This is a genomic window from Paenibacillus sp. P32E (assembly GCF_001909085.1).
Taxonomy (GTDB): domain Bacteria; phylum Bacillota; class Bacilli; order Paenibacillales; family Paenibacillaceae; genus Paenibacillus_AQ; species Paenibacillus_AQ helianthi.
On sequence record NZ_LVYY01000005.1, the window covers coordinates 58636 to 80069 of the forward strand.

Genomic DNA, 21434 nt, shown 5'->3' on the forward strand with positions numbered 1-21434 from the left:
AGGAGGTGTGATCTATGTACCGGGAAATAGAAGTGAAGGATTTTCTTCCGGTTCTTCTGGAGCATCTGAAATTTGCGGATAGTATCCTGGATGTGGGGAGCGGGACCGGTACACTCCTTGAACGCTACCAGGCTACGGTGGTAGTCGGCCTTGATATTCACAGGCCTTACCTGTTGCACCGCAAATATACAGCGCCCCATATCATACCGGTGCACGCCGATGCCGGACATATCGATCAACTGTTTCTTCCATGCACCTTCACGGCGGTGACGCTCATCGACTCCCTGGAGCATTTCACCATGAGCGAGGGCAAAGAACTTTTGCGAAAGGCAGAGATCATTGCCGCAAACCGCGTGGTCGTATTTACCCCACGCGGTTTCTTTCCCCAGGAAGGAACAGATCATTACCACTTGCAGGGGGAGCAGTTTCAAAAACACCGGAGTGGCTGGGAACCGGAGGATTTCCTGGAACGGGGATATGATGTGACAGTGCTTAAAGGCTACCATCATGCAGAGAATCCTTCATTCCGGGAAGCATTCGGACAGAATCATACGCCACTGGACGCTCTGCTGGCCTGCAAAACCGTATAAATATCGTCCGGAAAGGGGGTGAGCGCATGAATCATGGAACCAAGGTTTCAGTGGTTATCCCATTTTACAATTGTCCATATATCCATATTGCCATAGAAAGCGTGCTTGCCCAGAGCTATCCGGATATTGAGCTGATCGTTGTGGATGACGGGTCAACCCTCCATACGGAGAAGCTAATTCCTTACGGAGACCGGATGAAGGTGCTCCATAAACCTAACGGCGGCACGGCTTCAGCTCTTAATCTGGGTATCCGGGCTGCCAGCGGGGCATATTTTGCCTGGTTAAGTGCTGATGACTGCTTTCATCCCGATAAAATCAGCCGGCAGATGGAGGTTATGGGTAATTCACACACCTCCTTTAACCATACGGCTTATTATTACATCAATGAACTCGGAGAGCGCTTTTCCGGTATTATAAGTGTACCTTTTTATAGCAGGGCCGAGCTTGTCACAACCCTAATGAAGGGCTGTCCGGTTAATGGCAGCTCCGTCATGATGAATATGAACATTTTCAAAAAGGTTGGGCTTTTTAATGAGAAGCTGCTGTATACCCAGGACTATGATCTCTGGCTCCGGATTCTGCCCCATTATGAATGGTCTTATATCACAGAACCTCTGCTGGATTACCGGGTGCACCAGGAAATGGGCTCCGTCATCCACAGCGAGGCGCAGAATCGGGAGATTAAGCAGGTACAGGAAATGCACTACAGTAATCTGTCAAGGCTGCTCAGAAAGGAGAGAAGGAGATGAGAATTACCTTCCCCATTCTGACGCTGTCCAGGGGAGGCGCACAGCGGATGCTCGTGGAGCTGGCCAACCGTCTTGCTGAAATAGGACATGAAGTGACTATTGTGATGCCGTCCAGCGGGATTGTGGAGTATCAGATGAAATGTCCGATTCTCTTTGCGGGAGCCGACTTGATTTCAGAGGATGATTTTCCCGTAGGCGATGTGATTGTCTCCAATTACTACAAGACGGTATCCGTTGCGCAGCGGGCGAGTGAACTGGGAAAAGGGGTGCACATCCGTTTGGCACTCTGCTATGAGCCGACGTTTCTTCCGGATAACAACGAATCCTTTGCCTCGTATCACCTTTCTCCGAATCTGCTGGTGCTCTCACGCTGGCAACAGGGGATTGTCCATATGAATCATGGGATTAAAGGGCGGATTGTACCGATTGGCCTCAGCTCCGACTTTTATAATATGCATATCCGTGAAGCGAGCAGCAAGCTTGTGGTGACTGCCATTGTACGCAAGCCGGAGGGAGGCTTCTCGGGGCACCGGGACCAGGGTTATCTGCTGCAGCAGCTGGATTTGATCAAAGGGCAGCATCCGGAGGTTGAGATCGATCTGATCACACCACCTGGTGAATATGCGGAATCTTCATGGCTGCAGTCTCTGTTTGCAGATGGTCACTACCGTCTGCGTACGCCTTCGAATGATGAAGAGCTGCGTTACCACTATAATGAAAGTAATATTTTCGTCAGCTCCAGCACCTATGACAGCGGCTCACTTCCTGGTCTTGAAGCTATGCGCTGCGGGGCGGCACTCGTGACAGTGTATTCGGGAGGCAACCTTGAATACTGCGTTCATAGATCCAACTGTATGATGTCCTACCGGTATGAGAACCGGCTGGCTGAAGATGTTGTCACACTCATCCGGGATAAGGAACAGCGTGAACGTCTGGCCAGAAAAGGAGAGACAGGTTCATTGCGGTTCACCTGGGAGAGAAGCATGCAAATTTTCCAGTCAGAGCTATTTGAACTTTTATCCAGGCATGGGTGAACCGGGTTTATATATACAAAGAACCTTCAACTCCACGTGGTTATGTGGGATTGAGGGTTCTTTATGTGCTAAAAAATGGCGAAGGAATTCATCATCTCGCGAAAGGACTGGGCGTATTTCTCGGAACCGAAACGGGAGATCATATGGAGGCGCCCCTGCTCGCGGATGAAGCTGCGAAGGGGTAGATTATCCATGAGCTCCAGTCCTTCGTTAACGGCAGCTTCCACATTGCCAAGCGGATAAAACTTCCCCGTTACATTATGGATGATAAAGGACCGCACCCCGTCAGAATCCGTGCTCAGCACCGGACAGGTACAGCAGACGGCCTCGGCAACAGCGTATCCAAAGCCCTCAGTGATGGAAGAGGATAACAGAAACCCGCCGGAAGCGGCTATGGAGGAGTAATATACTGGCATCAGATGATTGGGGATATTGGTGAATACATTCAGGCGGTCATTGAGTTCCAGGGCATGAAGTTCCGTCTGGAACAGATGCTTCTGCTCTGCGGTCGCAAGGTCCGGATCATGGAACATCCAGAGATGTAGATTGGGTTTGCTGCGGCGGATAACATGGGCAACCTTTAGGTATTCACTCCAGTTCTTGTTGGTCTCCAGACGCCCGACCCAGGCAATCACCGGATCACAAGGCACTTCACCGGGAATGTGCCGGAAGGACTGGACATCCACAATATTGGGAATGACGTAACGCTGCAGCCAGGGACAGATCGAAATGAACAGCTCCAGCAGATGGTCAGTGGGCGGAATCAATACAGCATTACAATAATTACGTAAAAAAGGAACAGCCTCCGTGACCATGAGTTTTGCTTCGGTTTTAGTTCCCAGGCCTTGGGATTCGTAAATCAGAATACGGCTGTACCCCAGACGGCGCAGACGCTCCAGCAGCAGATAATCCGAAGTTACAATAATTGCGTCATAGTTATGGGTGTCGAGCACACCCTTAATATCTGTATCCGTTGAAGCGATAAATACAGGAAAGTCAGCCGTGCTCTGACTGCTTGACCCCGGCATCAGGTACAGCACATGACACTCAATGCCGCTGCGCTGAAGACTCTCGCACCGCAGCCTGTTCAGAGTCTCGACACCCCCGCTGGGGACATAAAATGTAAATAAAACCTTCAAGCTCATCCCTCCCTGACTTTACCTTGCGGAGAAACACCGGCGCCCTTCGCAAAAGCAGGGCCTGCTGTTTATAAGATACGCCGGACTTCCCTTACAGGTGACGATCAAAGGGCGCCATGCCAAATCCTTTCAGGATAGCCTGACCTGATGAGGGCTATCCTAATGATTGTTACGCTGCATATATAACAAGAGATGGAGGATGAATTCATGTTGCGATCGAAGATCAGCATGTCGGTTTCCGCTGCGCTGCTGCTGGGCGTGGTAAGCATCACAGGCTGTGGTACCAATAACACCGCAAGTGACAAGAATGTGCAAACCAAAAGTGTACGCGGAATCCATGACGGACGGCTGGGTGTCAACTCCATGAAGGTGAATGCCTTCGATAAAATGGAGATGAGCAGAGAACTGGCAGACCGTATTGCGGCCATGCCTGAGGTCCGTTCCGCCAATGTAGTTGTGGCAGGAAAAAGCGCATATGTTGCAGTAACTCTGGATGAAGCCTCAGGTGGCGTTCATGCCAAAAGCTACGGAAATACTGCGGGGATCGGGGGGCCAACGGGAATGATTGCCGGCAACGGAAGAACTTCAGGCCGCACAACTACGGGTACCACCGGTATGAACGATGCAAACGGCATGACCGGTAACAACGGGTTGAGCGGCACCGCTGGCATGAATGGCACCCCCGGCATGAGAGGTTCTAGAACCGGTGTACCTGGAATGACAGGGGTAGGCGGTTCAATCAATGGCATGTCGGGAACTCTGTCTACCGGCACAGGAACTGTGGGGGGTACAGGAACAGCCAAGCCAGGGGGTTATGCAGGGAATGGGGGTAACGGAATAATGTCCCGGAGCAACATGACCGATGGCCGGGTCCTAAGAAATGATATCGACAGAAGCATGGGTACTGCAGCGGGCACCCGGACGATTACTCCTTACAGCACCAATGGCATGACCAATGGAACCCATAACACCGGCACCCTTGCTAACGATACTATGACCCGGGAACTGAAGGATAAAATAGCCGCCGAGGTCAGAAGATATGATCAAAATATCGACAACGTCTACGTATCTGCAAACCCTGACTTTGTGGAACGGACAAACTTCTACGCTCAAGAATTCCGTGCAGGACATCCGCTGAGGGGATTTGCCCACGAATTCAGTACAATGGTTGGACGAATCTTCCCGACGCGCAGCGGTTATTAACTTAAGCAAAGCCTAAACGGATTTTCCTTAGTATTCCTAGGGAAGGTTGTATTATTCCAGTCGTTATCCCATACGCTCAAAAAAAACGCAGCCCCCTCCGGTTCAGCTTAATTCCGGGTTGGGCTGCGTTTCTGAATTCAGGATATATCGTTCATTTTACGGCCCTTTATCCAGACTCCGCGCAGGTTCAGCGCTTCATCCAGCAGCAGGATATCGCCGCGTTTACCGGCTTCAAGCGTACCGATGGTCCTCTGCATGCCGATGGCCTCTGCTGGTGTAAGACTTGCTGCTCTGGAGGCTTCTTCCAGAGTCAGACCAACCTCCTCCACCAGATAGCGGAACCCTCGGATCATTGTTAACGTGCTGCCAGCTAGGGCCTCCGGATTCTCCTTCAATCTGGCAACGCCGTCACGGACCAGAACGGGAAGATCCCCAATAGTGTATTCACCATCGCTTAGTCCGGTCGCCGACATGGAATCTGTAATCAGCAGCAGATTACCAGCATTCTTAAGACGGGACAGCACAGCGATTGCTGCTGGATGCACGTGAATGCCATCGGCAATAATCTCTGCGCGAATCCGCGCGTCAAACATAATGGCGCCTGCTGCACCCGGCTTGCGGTGGTGAAGCGGGGTCATCGCATTGAACATATGCACCGCCTGATTTAGTCCTGCATCGGCGGCAGCGATCACCTCTTCATAGGAGGCATTCGTATGGCCCAGTGCGGCAATTATCCCATGTTTGCGCAGCCATGTAATTGCCGCAAGTGCACCTTCTCCTTCAGGTGCGAGTGTCACCTGCCGGATTAATCCCGGATATAAGGCTTCCCACTGCTCCATCCATTCAATATTGGCGGGAACGATGTGGTCCGGATTCTGCGCACCAGACCACTTGGGACTAATAAACGGGCCTTCCAGATGGACCCCGGCCAATTGGGCAAAGGGCATCGGGGCAGAGCGGAATGCGTGTACTTCCGAGAGCGCCCGGTCAATATCCTTTTTGTCTGCGGTCATCGTTGTCGCCAGCATGGTGGTGGTTCCCTGCGAAGCGTGAAACCGTGTAATGGTCTCCAGGGATTCAGCATCGGCATACATGAAGTCAAAGCCGGCTCCCCCGTGAACATGCACATCTACAAATCCGGGAATCAGCAGGCCGCCACGGGTTTCCGCGTTTCCGGCGGGCCACCCGGCATAAGCCTCCGGCAGCCAAGCCGCTTCGCCGACATAATGAATGGCTTCCTCTGATACAGCGATCACACCCTCCTGGATGATTCCTGCAGGTGTCAGAACTTTTCCGAAGAGCAACTGGCCTGTGGTGGATGTTATTTCAGCCATTTTGCCGCACCTTCATCCAGCAGTACAACGACATTGGGATGGCTCTGGAGCAGGGAAGCCGGGCACTGTGTGGTAATCGGACCCTCCAGCGCATTCTTCACCGCTTCCGCTTTCTCTTCGCCGCGTACCAAAAGTACAATTTGCCGTGCCTTAAGAATGCCGCCGATACCCATCGTAACCGCCTGCCGTGGAACATCTTCCCGGCTGTCAAAGAAGCGGGCATTGGCTTCCAGGGTCTCAGGCAGCAGATCAACAACATGTGTGCCGCTGGTGAGACTGGCATCCGGTTCATTGAAGCCGATATGGCCATTGCTTCCGATACCCAGAATCTGCAGGTCCACCGGACCGCCATCCTCAAGCAGCTTATCATAAGCGAGGCATTCCACATCCAGGTCAGGGGCGTTGCCGTTCGGTACATGTGTTTTGGCCTGGTCGATATCAATATGACTGAACAGATGTCCGTTCATGAAGCTGCGGTAGCTCTGCGGATGATCCCCAGGCAAACCTACGTATTCATCCAGATTATAAGACGAAGCTTTGGCAAAGCTGACGATTCCTTTTGTATGCATTTCAACGAGCTTGGCGTATACTCCGACCGGTGAACTTCCGGTAGCGAGGCCCAGCACGGCTTTGGGGTTGCTCTGCAGCAGGCTGACAATCAGGTTGGCTCCGGTCTGTGCAAAGTCTTCATCAGTTTTAAATTTCAAAATATTCATTAGGATTGACCTCCCCGTTTATGACGGTAATGTTGGACATTCAGGTAAGACTGCTCCAGCTTGGGAATAAAATCTCCAAAGCGTGTGCTGACCATTCCGGTGAACAAAATATCGATAATATGCAGCTGTGCGATCCGCGAAGCCATATCTCCCCGCCGCATGCCTTGCTCCAGTGAGGAAGAAAACAGCGGGATATCGGCCAAAGTAGCCAGTGAACTACTGCCGTAGGAGGTCAGCGAGATCGTGGCTGCACCGCTGGCTGAGGCACAGCTTAAGGCGTCAATCGTCTCCGGGGTTTCCCCGGAATAAGAGATGGCGAATGCCACATCGCCTTCCTTGAGCGAAGAAGCGGATGTAATCTGCATATGGGAATCGGAAAAGGCAGTGCAATTCACGCCGATGCGAATCAGCTTCTGGTAGAAATCCTGGGCCACAATTGAAGAGGTGGCCATCCCGTACAGATCTACCCGCCGGGCCTGGCATAACAGATCAATTGCACTCTGCAGCCGCTCCAGATTAAGCAGTGATGTAGTATCCCGGATGGAAGCCAAATGATTGGCCTGCATCGCTTCGACAATCACAGAAAGCGGATTGCCTGCTACAATATCCTGATAAGAGGACCCGCCATCCTGAGGGGAGTTATCGCTGTGGGCAATTTCCGCCGCCAGCTTAACCTTGAAATCCGGAAACCCCTTAAAATGCAGAACCTTGCAGAACCGTGTAATTGTAGCCGGGCTGATACCGCATTGCTCTGCCAGCTCCGTAATCCCCATATGGACAATTTCTCCCGGAGAGGCTAGAATTCTCTCTGCCAGCTTACGCTCCATCTGTGACAGCTTGGATTTCTCATGCTCCAGAGCATGCAGGATGGGAGACATCCCTCCACCTTCTTTTCTTCAGATGTAATGAAATTATTTTTAATAATATAATACTATTTAAGAAAATTATTTTCATACATAGAATAAAGCATTACCAGTAAGGATGCAAGAGGGAGTTTTATCGGGCCTCCAAGGTGGTGGCGAGTAGGTGCCCAGTAGGTGGCGATGGCGATTAGTTAGAGTGGTTACTTAGGAGTTACTGAGAAGTTATTTAAAAAGAAGTTAAAGTAGTGTGCCCTCTCTAAAAGGGGATATCGACGCTCACCGGTAGCGGGCGTAGGTTGGGCAAGCGCTTACTAAGGATGAAGCTGAAAAAACAGGGGAAGAAGGCAAGTATCGCTGGAGAGAGTGGAAAAAGGAAAACTAATCTGTAGATTTCACCGATTTTTTATTAATTAGGTGGATAAAGTAGATTTAATTACCTCCATTTCCACGTTATTCAGTGATTTTGAAGTGAATAAGTGGACTTTTTCCAACTGAATACCTTCGGGGAGATTACAGAACAAAACGAAATGGAGAAATTCCACCTAAGTTACCTGGAAACTAAGGCAATCGCCAATCGAAACCATCTGAATTGTTGAGCCGCAAGCCCATCTATTCATAAAATCCGTAAGTGCTGTCCGATCACCAACACCGCAAAAAACCTCCGCAGAGCGCAATAGCGGATTTGTAGTCCGTGATGCTAACTCCATGGAGGCGGTTGTAGAGTAGATAGGATTCTGATAAATCACACTGTAGAACGTGAACTTGAGAAGGCTCGTAATCAAGAAACGCGTTGTTATACCAGGCAGTTCCGCAATTTGCCGCTATTCGGCTGTCCGTGACTTGCCGGCTGCTCCTCTGCTGCGCAGCAGCTCCCAGAGAATGAAGACCAGCATGAGGAGCTGTGGCACCAGGGTTTCCCAGGTCGGGAACAAACCGAGCCAGCCGATGGAAGGCAAGGCGTTCTCCGCATGTGCAGGAAGACTGCCTGCTACCTGAAGGGCATGAATGCTCTCGCCGAGGAAGCGGAACACCAAATAGTAGATTAGCACTGTGGCTATGCGGAAGAAGGCGGCAATCGGCAATTTTGCACTTAAGGCGATAATGGCATAACCCAGGACGATCAGCACGGCCAGCGCGCCCCCAATCCCGAGCAACAGCTGCGAAACGGCGATGGAAGGAGCCATTCCCACATAGAAGATAGTGGTTTCCGCACCTTCACGCAAAATGGCCAAAGCCGCTACCAGGAACAAGGACCATAGATTGCCCCGGGCCAGCGCACCGTCTACCTGATGGCCTACATAATTGTTCCAGGCTGCCGTATTGGACTTGCCGTGCAGCCAGCGGCCAATCGTGAGCATCATCACCACGGCAAACAGCCCGGTAATGCCCTCAATCAGCTCGCGTGCTCCGCCGGAAGCCGCTTTGGAGATGGTCATACTTAAGATGACAGCGAGCAGGATGCTGCCGGCAAGTCCGGCTGCGGCCCCGGACCAGATCCAGCGCCGGGTTCCGGGAGTACCTTCCCTCTTGAGGTACGAGAGGAGAGCGGCGAGCACAAGAATGGCCTCCAGACCTTCGCGCAGCAGAATCAGTGCAGCGTCCCAGGCTGTATAGCTTGTTTCTCCGGCCAGCGGTGTCAGCTCAGAGAGCATATTATCCATGGCCGTAAGCGCCTGATCGAGTTTGGGCGGATTGGAGAGAAGATCGCCCGTGACCGCTGCACTTTCATTTTCAATATTCGCGTAGGCCTTGGGCGACGCAATCTGCACCTTGCCTTCGGCTGAAGGCCAGGCCGTGATGAACTGCTCCATGATGCCTGCTGCTTGTGCGCTGTTACCCGCGGTTGCTGCGGCGGAGGCCTGCTTCAGGTAGCCGATCAGGGCTTCAACCGATGCCGGCTCCGCGGAGGCGCTCCCGGTATCGACTGCTTTGCCTTCACGATAATCGGCTAGCAGCGTATACAGCGCTTCCGCTTCGGTCAGCGCGGCTTCTTCGCGCAGCGGCTGAGCCTGCAGCGAGATACGCAGCAGGCTCATCTTCGTCTCCAGCAGGCCGTAGACGGCTGGATTATCGGCGCGGATGCCGCGCTCCGCCGGCTTCCAGCCGCTCACCACGGCGCGGTACGCTTCCGCGGCCGCAGCCCAGTCGCCGCTGCGCGCCGCCTCCCGCACGCGCTCTGCCGCGGGCAGCAGCTTCGCCGCCGCTTCACGGCCGGCGGCGCTGGAGTCCGCGCCGCCCGTGCCGGAGGCGGCGCTCACATACGCATCCACGCTTCTGGCAAGCGTGGACAGCGCGGTTTTGGCGGGCGTTTCGCCGCCCGCCGCAAGGGCTGCCGCCGCGTCTGCGAGCGCGGCATCCACAGCGGAAGCCGGACCGGCGAGTGCCGGGTCCGGCGTGCCGGCGTTCGCGGTGCGCCACAGCGCAGCGAACGTGTCAACATCGGCGGCGGCCGCGTCCCAGCGGCTCTGGCCGGCCTCGACGAGCGCGCTGCCGACTGGCGGCAGCAGCTCGTCCAGCGGCGTGCCTGCCGCCGCGGCTGTGGCTGCTGGCCTGCTGAGCAGCAGCAGGCACAGGCAGCCGAGCAACACGGCTGCGTGCAGCCCGTAGCGCTGCGTCTTCCTGCCCGCTTCCGGTACAGTCAGACGCTGACGTGGTTTCGGCAGCCATCCGCCCGGGACTTTTTGCACCAGTTTCTGTACCAACAACAACATCGGGAGTACCCCTTTCCATTTTAACCGGGTAAGCCGGAAGTCGGGCTTGTGCTCTTCTATGGTTGTATATGCCTTATCCTTCACTGCGATTAACCCCCGTTTATCTTTTTTTTGTTCGCGTACTCAGCCCAGCAGGGCTTCTCCGAGGTATCCGCCTTCGCGAACGCCCGGCAGGCAGGCAAATACCGCGCTGCCGGTATGTACCATGTATTCGTTCAGACGGTCATTTTTGGCGAGGCGCTTCTGAATGCTCACGAACTGCTTCACCAGATCCTTCTGGAAACTGATGAACAGCAGACCCGCATCCAGTTGCCCGGTGGTAAGATCCATGCCGCTGGAAAAAGAATAAGAGCGGCGCAGCATTTTGACTGTGCCGTCCCCATGGGCGAGTGCCGAGTGGGAATCGGGCGGGATGACCGGCTTCCCGGCAGGATCGGCCGCATCCAGGTTCAACTTGGCGAATTCATCGGTAGCTCCGATAGGTGCGCCGCTTTTACGGTGGCGTCCGAAGGTGGCCTCTTGATCACTTAACGAGGAACGGTCCCATACCTCAATGCGCAGCCGTACCCGGCGCACGGCCATGTAAGTGCCGCCGTTCATCCAAGCGGGGCTTTCGCTGCCGCACCAGACCACCTCGCGCATTTCGGCCGCATCGGTAACATTGGGGTTGCCCGTGCCATCCTTGAAGCCAAGCAGATTGCGCGGAGTGCCGCCTTTGGGGTCGGCACCGCCAGTGCGCTGGAAACCTTCCTGTGTCCAGCGGAGTACGGCGGTTCCTCTAGCGATGCGGGCCAGGTTGCGGATGGCGTGGAACGCCACCTGCAGATCGTCCGCACAGGCCTGCACGCAGAGATCGCCGCCGCACCACTGCGGATCCAGACTGTCTCCCGCAAAGGCCGGAAGATCGGCGAAGGTAGACGGACGTTTCGATGCAAGTCCGTAACGTCCGTCGAATAATGAAGGGCCCACCCCAAAAGTAATCGTACATTTGGAGGGGGTGAGCCCGTCGGCTTCTCCTGTATCGGATGGAGGCAGGTTTGGATTTTCATTGGCGTTGCCGATCAGGGTTCCTGAGGTCAAGGCAGCCGCAGCCGTGGTCCAGGACTGCAGCAGCTTTTTGACATCGGCGATGCTGGAAGTCGTCAGATCAAATGAAGCGAAGCAGAGGAAATTTTGCGCAGGAGTCAGAATTCCGGCCTGATGGCTGCCGTAGAACGGGATGATATCCTCACTGGAGGCTTGCGGTGCAGGAGCGGCCGGATGAACTGCACCGCTGGCCGCCAATATACCGCTAACCCCGCCGCCGCCCAGCAATAGCCCAAGGCCGGAGGCTCCGGTAAGCCGTAGCATCTCGCGGCGGCTTAGTTTTTTATCGAAGATTTGTCCACTCTTGCTTCCGTCCTTAACCTCTTCTATGGCTGCCTGCCCGTTATCGTGCAGGTTGTTTACTTTCTTTTTCATGCCGGTCACACTCCTAGAATGGTCCCCATATTGGAGAGGGGTTCCGCCAAAGCATCGAGATTCTGGCTTAATTTACGTACTTCATCTTCTTTCAGCGTTTCATAGGAAACGTATCCGTCCCCGGATTTAAAAGGAGCCAGTTCGGCCAGCAGAGCGGTGAACTTGTCTCCGATCGTTTTCTCCAGTGCCGGATCTTTCTTGGCCAGCTCGGGCTTCAGCAGCTCATAAATCTTCTGCGCACCTTCCACGTTGGCAACAAAATCATACAAGTCCGTATGGGAGTAACGTTCCTCTTCACCGGTTACCTTGGAGGAGGACACCTCGTTCAGCAGCTCGACAGCTCCTGTAACAAGCAGGCTTTCGTCAATATCCACCGTTTCGACCTTGGCTCGCAGCAGCTGGGCATCCTTCAACAGCTGATCTGCCACCTCGGCCATTCCGTTTGTGGTCTTATTCTGCCAGAGTGCTTGTTCAATCTTGTGGAACCCCCGCCATTCAGCCGGATCTACATCATTCTCACGGGCATCGATATTCGGGTCCAGATCTCCAAGCGCCTCAGCAATCGGCTCGATCCGTTCGTAATACATGCGGGCCGGAGCGTACAGCGCTTTGGCTTCATCCAGCTTTCCGGCTTTGACAGCATCGGTAAAACCTTCCGTCTGCTTCACAAAAGCATCGCTTTGTTCAATGACATAAGCACGGTATTGCTCAATGGCAGAGGTGAAGTCGGCAGCGGCTGCAGAAGTTTCGGCATTAACTGCTGGAGCATTCGTTGCAGCAGCTGTGGCCGCTGCCTCATTATTGGAGTTATTTCCTTTATTATTGTTGCCATTGTCCCCACAGCCGGCAAACAGAATGGAGGCCGCAATCAGGCCGGCGGGAAGCGCATAACTATACTTCACTCAAAACACCCCTTTTTTATATATGCAAATGATAATCGTTATCACTAGTGCTGGATTTATCATAAGTGTCTGCGCAAGGGCTGTCAATATAAAAATGTGATTTATATCACTGTGTTGTCACTGCATGAAATATCACGCGCGCATGAGGAGCAGCCGGATAATTGCTAGGGGATGTCAGAGCAGAAGTGAGGAGAAAGTGACAGGGGAGTAGAATGTTGTGTGTAAGAAGGGGGTGAACAAGAAGCTGAGGTCTGGGAAACTCATTGCAGTTTGTGCAATGGAATATCCTGTTCAGGCGCACCCCAAGCGGATCTTTATCCGAAGCTTGTACACACCTTGGCTTTACACCGTAGACCGCTCAATGATCCGATACTCCAGTTTGCGGGTCACCGGAAGGCTGCTGCCGTGAATATGCTTATGGACAATTTCGAAGGCCGCCGAACCCATCTGATAGAGCTGGTTGTCAATCGTTGTGATTTCAAGCAGCCGTCCGATTGGCTGGTTGTCGAACCCCATCACTGCAAGCTCCTCCGGGATGCTAAGGCCGTGCTTGCGGGCTTCAATAATCAGGCCTGCGGCCACGTGATCGCCGGAAATAATCATCGCTTCAGGCCGGTTCCGCATATCCAGCAGACGCCGGGCCACCTCCGCACCGTCCTCTTCCCGCACACAGTCGAAGATCATCCACTCCGGATCGAAGGGCAGCCCTTTTTCCGCAAGAAAATCCTGAAAAGCACTCTGGCGGATAGAGGCACTGCTGCCGTTCTCCCGGCCTTCACAATAACCGATTTTGCGGTGTCCCTTGCTGTGCAGATAATCCAGCCCGTGGCGGAATGCGGCATAATGCTCTATATATACGGAAGAGTACGGGCGTTCCCCGCTATTCTGGCAGGTTACAATCGGTCCGTAAGCACAGTATGGCTCAATCATCTCAGGCTTCAGCGCAGTCGAGACAATGACTACTCCGTCAATTTCTTTGTTCCGCAGCATATTCAGTACTTTAAGCTCCTCTTCGGGGACATAGTTGGTCTGGCACAGAATCAGACGATATTGCGCCATCAGCGCTGCTTGCGCCAGACCGTCCATTACCACCGAGAAATAGAAGGAATTGATCATCGGCAGAATAACCGCAACCGCCCCGGTGCGGCCCGTGATCAGATGAACAGCGTTCATATTGCGTGTATAATTCAGCTGCTCTATGGTTTTCAGCACGGCTGTTCTTTTGTCTTTGCTTACATAAGGATGATTGTTCAGCACGCGTGATACAGTCGTTACGGAAACCCCGGCAATGCGGGCAATTTCTTTGATATTGGCCATCGGACCGCCTCCTGGGACAAGAGATATAGTTCTTCTATTTTAGCATATTGTTCGCTTGCAGCCCTCCGAATATAAAGCTTGCTATGGAATCCATTTCATAAAATATACTGAAGCTGCACCAGCATTACCGGAGAAACCGGCGTGACCGCAAGGGCGTGACGGACCGGTATATGTAACAGATGTGCTTTCTGATGGACAAGCAGGCGCAGCCGCCCATTTTAAGGCAGTCACCGCACCAATATCACCCCCCATACATAAAATGATTTTGACTGTATCCCTTTACCTTGTTATACCAAACAAACCCAGGGCAAGGAGGGGTGACACCATTGAAAGGGAACGAACATCACAGCAAATTTCTCTTGACGCATCGTGAGCGCGAAGTATTCGAGCTTCTTGTGCAGGACAAAACCACACGGGATATTGCCGGATTGTTATTCATCAGTGAGAAAACCGTCCGCAATCACATCTCCAACGTCATGCAAAAACTAAACGTCAAAGGCCGTTCGCAAGCGGTTGTCGAGCTGATCAAGCTTGGGGAGCTGAAGATATAGCTGCCGTGCTACAGAAGCGACGCGTTTACGCCTTCTTTTACCTTTAGGGGTGAGGGGAGGTTTTTTGTTTGTTCACTCCATGCTAGTAGTAAGATATCCATTGTAGTTGAGAATGATTATCGATAGAATGAGTATTAGTATAAATGTAAGCATTTCTTGCTGGTTTTAGCATACATAAAGTTCTATGGAAGGTGAAGCGATGGACTTAGAAGAGCATATTAGGCTTTGGAATCTGGCCTCGATCAGAATATGGGATGTACGGCATAGGGTGTTACGTGCCGGCGAACAAGTCAATGCCTATCGATTGCCTGTCAGCGGGTTTTTATATACGATACGGGGAAGTGCGGCAGTTACGCTGGACGGCACCACGTACGCAGTTGATAAGATGCAAGTCTTGCATGGAGGTAAGGGAGTATGTTTGGATATTTCCCTCACGGATAATCACTTCGAATATTACATAATACTCTATCGGGCTAACCTGTCTTTGTCGGGCAGTCGTGAGATTCAAACGCTATTAAGGCAACATGCTCCATTTCATGTTCAATATGCTTTTGTCCCAAGCGATCCCGTCGACTTATACGACAAAGTCCAAAAAATAGACCAATATTGGAGGCTGACGGATGAGTTTGCGAAATTTCAGGTGAAAACGCTATTCTACCAATTTATTAACGAATTGATGAGACAGCTAAATATGAAGGATATTCAAACTGCCAAGCCCAATCTGGTCGCCCAAGCTGTTCGTTATCTTCATGAAAACTATGCTTTACCGATTATGGTCGATCCATTAGCGGAACTTCTGGACTGCAGCGCAGGGCATCTGTCGAGAATCTTCAAGAAAGAGACTGGAAGCAGTCTAATCACATATTTAACCCGGATTCGAATGGACAAAGCCAAAGAGCTGTTGTTGCGTACGGACGCATCCCTGCAGGAAATTGCCGAAGGTATAGGTATCCCGGATGTTATTTATTTCAATCGCTTATTCAAAAAGCAGGTAGGGGTATCGCCAGGCCGTTTCAAACAGGTGTGCATCAGTCTGCCTGGGAGTCAGGATATTACTATAGGAAGGTCAGAATTGTCCATTGTCAGGCATAAACTTCGCGCTTATAATCCTACTGATGATGATAATCATTATCAATATAAACGAGAAGGAGACTTACGCACGCTCATGAAATCGAGACAATCCGTTACGATGCTACTGATACTCAGCCTTACGCTATTATTAGCTGCCTGCTCCTCCTCTCAGAATACTTCGCCAGCAAGCGGGAGTGGACAGAACGGCAGCAGTGCGCAACCGACCGCTGTTGCACAATCTACAGAACAGCCAGCCGTACAAGAGCGGGTGATTAAGCATGCATGGGGAGAAACTGTCATTAAGGGCGAGACCAAGCATATTATTTCGCTGTTCCCTGCCGCTACGGACTATTTACTAGCCCTCGGCATTGTACCCCAGGCTGCTTCGAGTAATGAAGAAGGCAGTGATCGGTTTCCTACCTATCTGGCAGATCAATTGGAAGGGAAAATGAATTTGGGTTGGCAGGTGGATCCGAATTTTGAAAGTATATTAGCGACAGATCCGGATCTTATTATTGGTCAGGACTTCATGGGTGATGCCTATGAGAGTCTCAGTAAAATTGCTCCCACCTTGCTCGCAGAGAAGGTGAAGGATGAGCAAGGCGTTATTCGTATGAAAACGAGCTTGCTAAAAATGGGGGAAATGTTAGGTAGGACGGAACAAGCCAAGCAGGTTATTGAAGAATATGAGAAAAAGGCTGCAAAAGCCCGTGAGAAGATCAAACAAGCTATCGGAGATGAGACAGTGATGTTTCTACGGCTATCCGATAAAGAAGTGCGGTATTACAGTAAACGAAATTATGAGGTTCTTTATGATGATCTCGCCCTTACTCCACCTTCTTCTATACCTGATCCGGCTGAATCGATGCAGATTATCTCTATGGAGTCATTGCCATCTATTAATCCGGACCATATTTTCCTCCTGTCATCAGACCCGGAAGAAACAAGTGAGTTGCAGAAAACTGCAGTGTGGAAAAGCCTGAAGGCTGTTAAAAACAACCATGTCTATATCGTTGACTACGGCTTGTGGTTCCAAGGTCCGGGCGGTCCGATCGGACAAAGTAAAATTATCGATGAAGCGGTGCATTGGCTCACCCAATAAGGGAATGCGACGGGAGGATCAACCGATATGGTAACATCGGCAATAGAGATGCTAATTCGTGAAAGAAGAACCATTCGTCAGTTCAATGAAAAACCGCTGGCAAAAGAAACGATCGTAAATTTGTTGGAAGCAGCTGTATGGGCACCGGTACATTCACGCAAGGAGCCGTGGCGATTCATCTTATTTATGGAAGAGGGAAGGAAGCGATTTGCTGATGGGGTCCTGCATACGTTCTCCAAGGGCGAGCGGGAGCGCTGGGAAGAGAAGCTGAGGAACGATTACTGCGAGCGTATTCAAGCCCATCTGCTTGTTGTTATCGAGGCCGATCCCAGACAACGGGAATGGGAAGACGCTGTGGGTGCAGGCTCAGCCCTTATTCAGAACATACAATTGCTGGCATGGGAGCAGGGAATTGGCGTAGTGTGGAAGACGAATGAATATAATTTCGATCCCGATTTCTGCAGAATTACTGGCGTGAAACCGGGCGAGAGAATCATCGGCACGCTTCATCTTGGTTATTTCGATCAGGATAAGATTCCTAAGCCCCGTCCTCGTACACCCGCACGAGAACTGCTGACCTGTATCTCGTCCGTAGACGGAGATGAGCAGCTGTAATAGTAATAGATGACTCCAAAAGGATTGGAGCCTTTGAGGTTGAACAACCTTGAAGGCTCCATTTTTATTTCCAGTATTTAGAATAGTTGCTATACTGAACAGTATACTATCAGCAGACAACCCTGTACTCTAAGTCCGTGGGAATTGTTGCTTACCCCTAAAGCCAGTGAGGTTTCGTGAATCCATGAACGTTATACAAAAGGACGAAGCATGGAATTAATAAGGGAGTGATGATTAATGACCACAAGAAAGCTCATTAATGATTTTGATTTTATTTTGTTTTCTTTAGATCGTAGGTCTAGTTTACAGTTCACTTTCATTGACATTGAAACTGAAAGATATCCATCAATTTCATTTTTAGTAGATGTCATTGATCATTCATTTAAAGGTTCAATTGAAATTTGGATAGAAAAGAATATACTTGAGGAATTTTATAAAAGCCTCAAAGAAACGATGAATAGCAGAGAAGGTAATTTGAGCTTAGGTTCAATGAGTCCTGAAGAATTTAAATTATCAATGATTAGTATTAGAAAAGATTTATTTATAATTAATTACACAATTAAGAGAACGAAGTACTTGAATAATAAATTAAGTGAAACAATATTGAGCGGATCATTTGAATACGACCGGGAATATTTAAATAAATTGGAACAAGATTTGAGGAATATAAAGAAATTATTTAAGTGACCATGATTTGAGGGTATCTCAAGGCTCCCTTCGTATAACAATATATTCACGCATCGGGCATACGCCCTCGGTCCGGCAGAGGGATTTCAAGGAAGCAGAGGCAACCGGATACATCCGACTTCGTCGTACGTCGTGAATACAACAACGTTATAGGAAATGAAGATGAGATTTCATCACAAAAACTTTATGAGGCTATATTTGATTTCATTGACTCCGTTCACATTCGTAACGGTGAGTTCGAGGGAAACTATTTTATAATCAAGAAGATGGATTTAAACAACTTTATTATCTACGCAGAGAATATCTATCCAGATGACAATCATAGAGAAATACCATATAGTACTTCAATTTATAAAGAGAGCTTGCTCAAGGAAATAATTGAGAAGGCAAGAGTTAATAAATACATTTTAAAACCATAAAGACTAGAAGAACAAAGTTTGAAGATAAGGTTTCGAAAACGAGGACATCAGGTCACGTAATTTTCAAGCAATCGGGCCAGGCATCGTGGATACAAGAACGTTATCATAAATCAACGAAAGGGAAATAAATGAAAATAAATATAAGATACCCTTTAAATATTAGGTTAATTATCGGCATGTCGATCCTGACTTTATTATGTATTCTTAATATCATTGCTACAAGCGATAGATCCAATAAACTACTTTATTTGGCTTTTAGTATTGTCTATCTACTAATTATTACTGCAGCTGTTACAAGGAGACTTCTTAAACCCAAGCTATTGCAACTCGATAATAAAGTATTAATTATCAAAAACTATCAACTTGAAGCCAGTGAAATAAGCCAAATAAATATTGAACGTAATGGCATAATCGGAATTAAACCAAAGAGGAATAGAATTGTGCCAATAGGTTTATGTTTTGAATTTAGTAACACTAATAAGGAAATAAATACCTTAATAGAATGGGCAAAGAACAACAATATTGAAGTGAATCATAAAACATTTTTTAAATGGATCTAAAGAAATTGAAAGTTATTCAATAGTGTCCCCTGCTGAGACTTAAGTCGGTGGGATGTCGTGAATACAATAACGTTATAGAAAATCAGCGTAAATCAAAAAGATATTGGAGACCTGATAAATGTCTAGATCAGTTCTTATAAAGCGAGTAACAATTAGATTGAGCTCCAAAGTTATTACGACTGTTGTATTAAAGCAAAACGATATAAACATTAAAGTAAGGGATGAGCTAGGACATATTCTTTTAATAGACGCAGCTGATAGTGGTGAAATGTTCTTATTGGCAAGTTTATTTCAACATTCTATGAGAAGTCATGATCTAATCTATTTAGAACGAAAAGATACAATAGATACAGACTTATTTATATTCAATGGTTCCATTAATTCTTTTACTCAGAAAGACTTAAGGAAAATCAAGTCATCATTAGGGTTCTTTAGATCGGATAATTATAGACTTCCCTTGCTGAGCACACATGATGAAAAAATATGGGATGCATGGGAGCATTGGAAGTATAATGAACAACTTAGAATAAAATCAGGTAAAGATATGGCAACCATAAATTCATCACAACTTGGTTTTGAGATGCTAGTTCATAGTTGTTGTTATCTTGCTACTTCATATTCAGGCCATTCTCATTTTGATTGGAACTCTACGAAATCTTCACCAGAGTTAATTATAAGGAATATTGCACGTAATTAATATTGAGTTTATTCGAGATAATAGACCAATAGATATGAGTAAAGGATGTGATTACATGGACGAAAGAATTATTACTTGTACCCATGTTGGGGTATACGGACATGCAATTACTAAAGGAAGGTTTTATGAAGTAGTCGCTGAAGATGATGGGAAATTCAGAATAATCGGAAATCAGAACAGAAGAATATGGATCAATAAAGACTATTTTGCTGAGGGCAAGATGGAAGTTCCAATAATACAAGGTTGGAAGTTCGATGATGAATTGGACGCTTTTCATCTAATTGAAGTAACAATAACTTTTAATAATGGAATGATGAGATGGTGTTTGGTAACAACGCCAGAAAGATTAGCAAAGCATTTTGAACAACCTAATCTAGATCCACCGGGATGTAATATTCAGCATTTAATAATTGTGAAGACTATGAATATTGAAGATATAAATAGGACCTTGAAGTACCTGGATGAGCAAGGAGAAATCGAAAAAGCAACAATATTATTAAAGTAGTTAACTCGGGGAGGCTAGGGCATCTCATAACAACAATTATTGTAAATCATTGCTGAAGAAGCATTTATGCCTTCTTTCACCCTTAGGGTTGAGGGGAGGTTTATTGAAGTTTGCTTACCTAAAACAACTGAATAGTGCGTTCGATCACCTTTTATTTTTTATGACATGATAAATTATAGCTATAAAGGTAATTTAGGAGGATCTGTTATGACTAGGTACGAACAACAAAGGCACTTTCTGAAATCTAATTTTCATGAATTCAAACACATAAAAACAGATAAGATCAAAGGACTTGCACAACCACCAATTGTTAAATCCTATGATCCGAAATCGCTAATTATTGATTTGCCAAAGATCAGCAAAGACGTTGTGTGTAAAGAAAACATTTTTGATATTATGGATCAAAGAAGAAGTACGAGGTTTTATTCTGAGGAAACTTTAAGTCTGGATGAGTTATCCTATTTATTATGGGCTACCCAAGGGATTACCGGTATGAATAAGAACGGACTTACGCTACGAACTGTCCCATGCAGTGGAGCAACACACACATTTGAAACCTATTTGTTTATTATGCGGGTAGAAGGCATTGAGCAAGGAATCTACAGATACCTTCCTGTAGAACATAAGCTCTTATTCATGTTTGAATTAGAAAAAATTGAACAGAAGATTGATGCGATTACTTTGGATCAGCCATTTGTCCCTAACTTTGCAAAAAAGGCCTCTGTACTGTTTGCATGGAGTACAACACCCTATCGCTCCGAATGGAAGTATGATATTTCAGCTCACAAAAAAATCCTTATCGATGCTGGACATGTATGTCAAAACCTTTATTTAGCCAGTGAATCTATCGGTGCAGGTGCTTGCGCCATTGGAATCTATGATCAAAAGTTGATTGATGAGATTTTAGAATTAGACGGTGATGATGAATTTGTGATCTATCTCGGTGCAGTTGGGAAGAAACGGGAATCGTTGTAAGCTCTAATCTGTTTTGCTAAAAAACTCTACAGGAGTCTTTGAGGTTGAATAACCTTAAGGACTTCTTTTTGATTTCCAGTATTTTGAATGACTGATATACTAGATGAGAAAATGAGATGCAATTCAATATGAGTATACCTATTGCTTGAGAGAGGGTATTCCACAAAAAACAATTTGTTAAGGAGTCAATACATGAAGACAAGGATGAAACTTCTCTTAATCGTGATATCCAT

The 21434-nt window shown here is 48.6% G+C and carries 21 protein-coding genes; 12 read left to right on the forward strand and 9 right to left on the reverse strand.

What is annotated here, in order from left to right; genetic code table 11:
* Positions 1 to 14 precede the first annotated feature (14 nt).
* From A3848_RS06280 to A3848_RS06290, 3 genes are read left to right on the forward strand one after another with little or no spacing between them, the layout of a single operon-like run.
* Positions 15 to 590, forward strand: a complete 576-nt coding sequence (locus tag A3848_RS06280) for a class I SAM-dependent methyltransferase (RefSeq protein ID WP_074084107.1) — start codon at positions 15 to 17, stop codon at positions 588 to 590.
* Positions 591 to 616: 26 nt separating this feature from the next.
* The gene (locus tag A3848_RS06285) at positions 617 to 1339 is read left to right on the forward strand and encodes a glycosyltransferase family 2 protein (RefSeq protein ID WP_074084108.1); all 723 of its coding nucleotides are present in this window, start codon (positions 617 to 619) and stop codon (positions 1337 to 1339) included.
* Positions 1336 to 2373, forward strand: coding sequence for a glycosyltransferase family 4 protein (locus A3848_RS06290; RefSeq protein ID WP_074084109.1), 1038 nt, complete (start codon positions 1336 to 1338; stop codon positions 2371 to 2373). Before A3848_RS06285 ends, A3848_RS06290 begins: the two co-directional genes overlap by 4 nt.
* A gap of 68 nt (positions 2374 to 2441) precedes the next feature.
* Here the strand turns inward: A3848_RS06290 and A3848_RS06295 are convergent, their stop codons facing one another.
* Positions 2442 to 3518 (reverse strand): glycosyltransferase family 4 protein, encoded by a 1077-nt coding sequence (locus A3848_RS06295; RefSeq protein ID WP_074084110.1) that lies wholly within the window; start codon positions 3516 to 3518, stop codon positions 2442 to 2444.
* 201 nt (positions 3519 to 3719) lie between these two features.
* Here A3848_RS06295 and A3848_RS06300 point away from each other — a divergent pair, with 201 nt between their 5' ends.
* Positions 3720 to 4715: a YhcN/YlaJ family sporulation lipoprotein gene (locus tag A3848_RS06300; RefSeq protein WP_074084111.1), complete on the forward strand. Its 996-nt coding sequence runs from the start codon at positions 3720 to 3722 to the stop codon at positions 4713 to 4715.
* A gap of 137 nt (positions 4716 to 4852) precedes the next feature.
* Here the strand turns inward: A3848_RS06300 and nagA are convergent, their stop codons facing one another.
* From nagA to A3848_RS06335, 8 genes are all read right to left on the reverse strand, one after another.
* Positions 4853 to 6049, reverse strand: a complete 1197-nt coding sequence (gene nagA, locus A3848_RS06305) for an N-acetylglucosamine-6-phosphate deacetylase (protein ID WP_074084112.1) — start codon at positions 6047 to 6049, stop codon at positions 4853 to 4855.
* The gene (nagB, locus tag A3848_RS06310; RefSeq protein ID WP_074084113.1) at positions 6037 to 6765 is read right to left on the reverse strand and encodes a glucosamine-6-phosphate deaminase; all 729 of its coding nucleotides are present in this window, start codon (positions 6763 to 6765) and stop codon (positions 6037 to 6039) included. The genes nagA and nagB overlap by 13 nt, the downstream gene beginning before the upstream one ends.
* Positions 6765 to 7643, reverse strand: a complete 879-nt coding sequence (locus A3848_RS06315; protein WP_074084114.1) for a MurR/RpiR family transcriptional regulator — start codon at positions 7641 to 7643, stop codon at positions 6765 to 6767. Before A3848_RS06315 ends, nagB begins: the two co-directional genes overlap by 1 nt.
* Before the next feature lie 806 nt (positions 7644 to 8449).
* On the reverse strand, positions 8450 to 9988 hold the full coding sequence (locus tag A3848_RS06320; RefSeq protein WP_256702177.1) for an FTR1 family iron permease: 1539 nt from the start codon (positions 9986 to 9988) through the stop codon (positions 8450 to 8452).
* Positions 9989 to 10061: 73 nt separating this feature from the next.
* Positions 10062 to 10358: a hypothetical protein gene (locus A3848_RS32805; RefSeq protein ID WP_256702178.1), complete on the reverse strand. Its 297-nt coding sequence runs from the start codon at positions 10356 to 10358 to the stop codon at positions 10062 to 10064.
* A 104-nt stretch (positions 10359 to 10462) separates the two neighbouring features.
* Positions 10463 to 11800: an iron uptake transporter deferrochelatase/peroxidase subunit gene (gene efeB / locus A3848_RS06325; RefSeq protein WP_083611951.1), complete on the reverse strand. Its 1338-nt coding sequence runs from the start codon at positions 11798 to 11800 to the stop codon at positions 10463 to 10465.
* 5 nt (positions 11801 to 11805) lie between these two features.
* On the reverse strand, positions 11806 to 12702 hold the full coding sequence (efeO, locus tag A3848_RS06330) for an iron uptake system protein EfeO (RefSeq protein WP_074084115.1): 897 nt from the start codon (positions 12700 to 12702) through the stop codon (positions 11806 to 11808).
* A gap of 342 nt (positions 12703 to 13044) precedes the next feature.
* The gene (locus A3848_RS06335) at positions 13045 to 14019 is read right to left on the reverse strand and encodes a LacI family DNA-binding transcriptional regulator (RefSeq protein WP_074084116.1); all 975 of its coding nucleotides are present in this window, start codon (positions 14017 to 14019) and stop codon (positions 13045 to 13047) included.
* 326 nt (positions 14020 to 14345) lie between these two features.
* Here A3848_RS06335 and A3848_RS06340 point away from each other — a divergent pair, with 326 nt between their 5' ends.
* The 8 genes from A3848_RS06340 to A3848_RS06380 all read left to right on the forward strand — a co-directional run bounded on the left by A3848_RS06340 (position 14346) and on the right by A3848_RS06380 (position 21201).
* Complete coding sequence (locus tag A3848_RS06340) at positions 14346 to 14570, forward strand: helix-turn-helix domain-containing protein (RefSeq protein WP_019908812.1); 225 nt, start codon at positions 14346 to 14348, stop codon at positions 14568 to 14570.
* Between the two features lie 184 nt (positions 14571 to 14754).
* Complete coding sequence (locus A3848_RS06345) at positions 14755 to 16743, forward strand: AraC family transcriptional regulator (RefSeq protein ID WP_256702180.1); 1989 nt, start codon at positions 14755 to 14757, stop codon at positions 16741 to 16743.
* Between the two features lie 27 nt (positions 16744 to 16770).
* A complete protein-coding gene (locus A3848_RS06350) occupies positions 16771 to 17358 on the forward strand; it encodes a nitroreductase family protein (RefSeq protein WP_074084118.1) in 588 nt (195 codons plus the stop codon).
* 237 nt (positions 17359 to 17595) lie between these two features.
* Positions 17596 to 18045 carry a hypothetical protein gene (locus tag A3848_RS06355; protein ID WP_074084119.1) on the forward strand — a complete coding sequence of 150 codons (450 nt, stop codon included), beginning with the start codon at positions 17596 to 17598 and terminating at the stop codon, positions 18043 to 18045.
* Positions 18046 to 18784: 739 nt separating this feature from the next.
* Positions 18785 to 19024, forward strand: a complete 240-nt coding sequence (locus A3848_RS32165; RefSeq protein WP_178381918.1) for a hypothetical protein — start codon at positions 18785 to 18787, stop codon at positions 19022 to 19024.
* 118 nt (positions 19025 to 19142) lie between these two features.
* Positions 19143 to 19721, forward strand: coding sequence for a hypothetical protein (locus tag A3848_RS06370; protein WP_074084122.1), 579 nt, complete (start codon positions 19143 to 19145; stop codon positions 19719 to 19721).
* Positions 19722 to 19776: 55 nt separating this feature from the next.
* Positions 19777 to 20226 (forward strand): hypothetical protein, encoded by a 450-nt coding sequence (locus A3848_RS06375; RefSeq protein WP_074084123.1) that lies wholly within the window; start codon positions 19777 to 19779, stop codon positions 20224 to 20226.
* Positions 20227 to 20433: 207 nt separating this feature from the next.
* Positions 20434 to 21201, forward strand: coding sequence for a SagB/ThcOx family dehydrogenase (locus A3848_RS06380; protein WP_074084124.1), 768 nt, complete (start codon positions 20434 to 20436; stop codon positions 21199 to 21201).
* Positions 21202 to 21434: the final 233 nt, after the last annotated feature.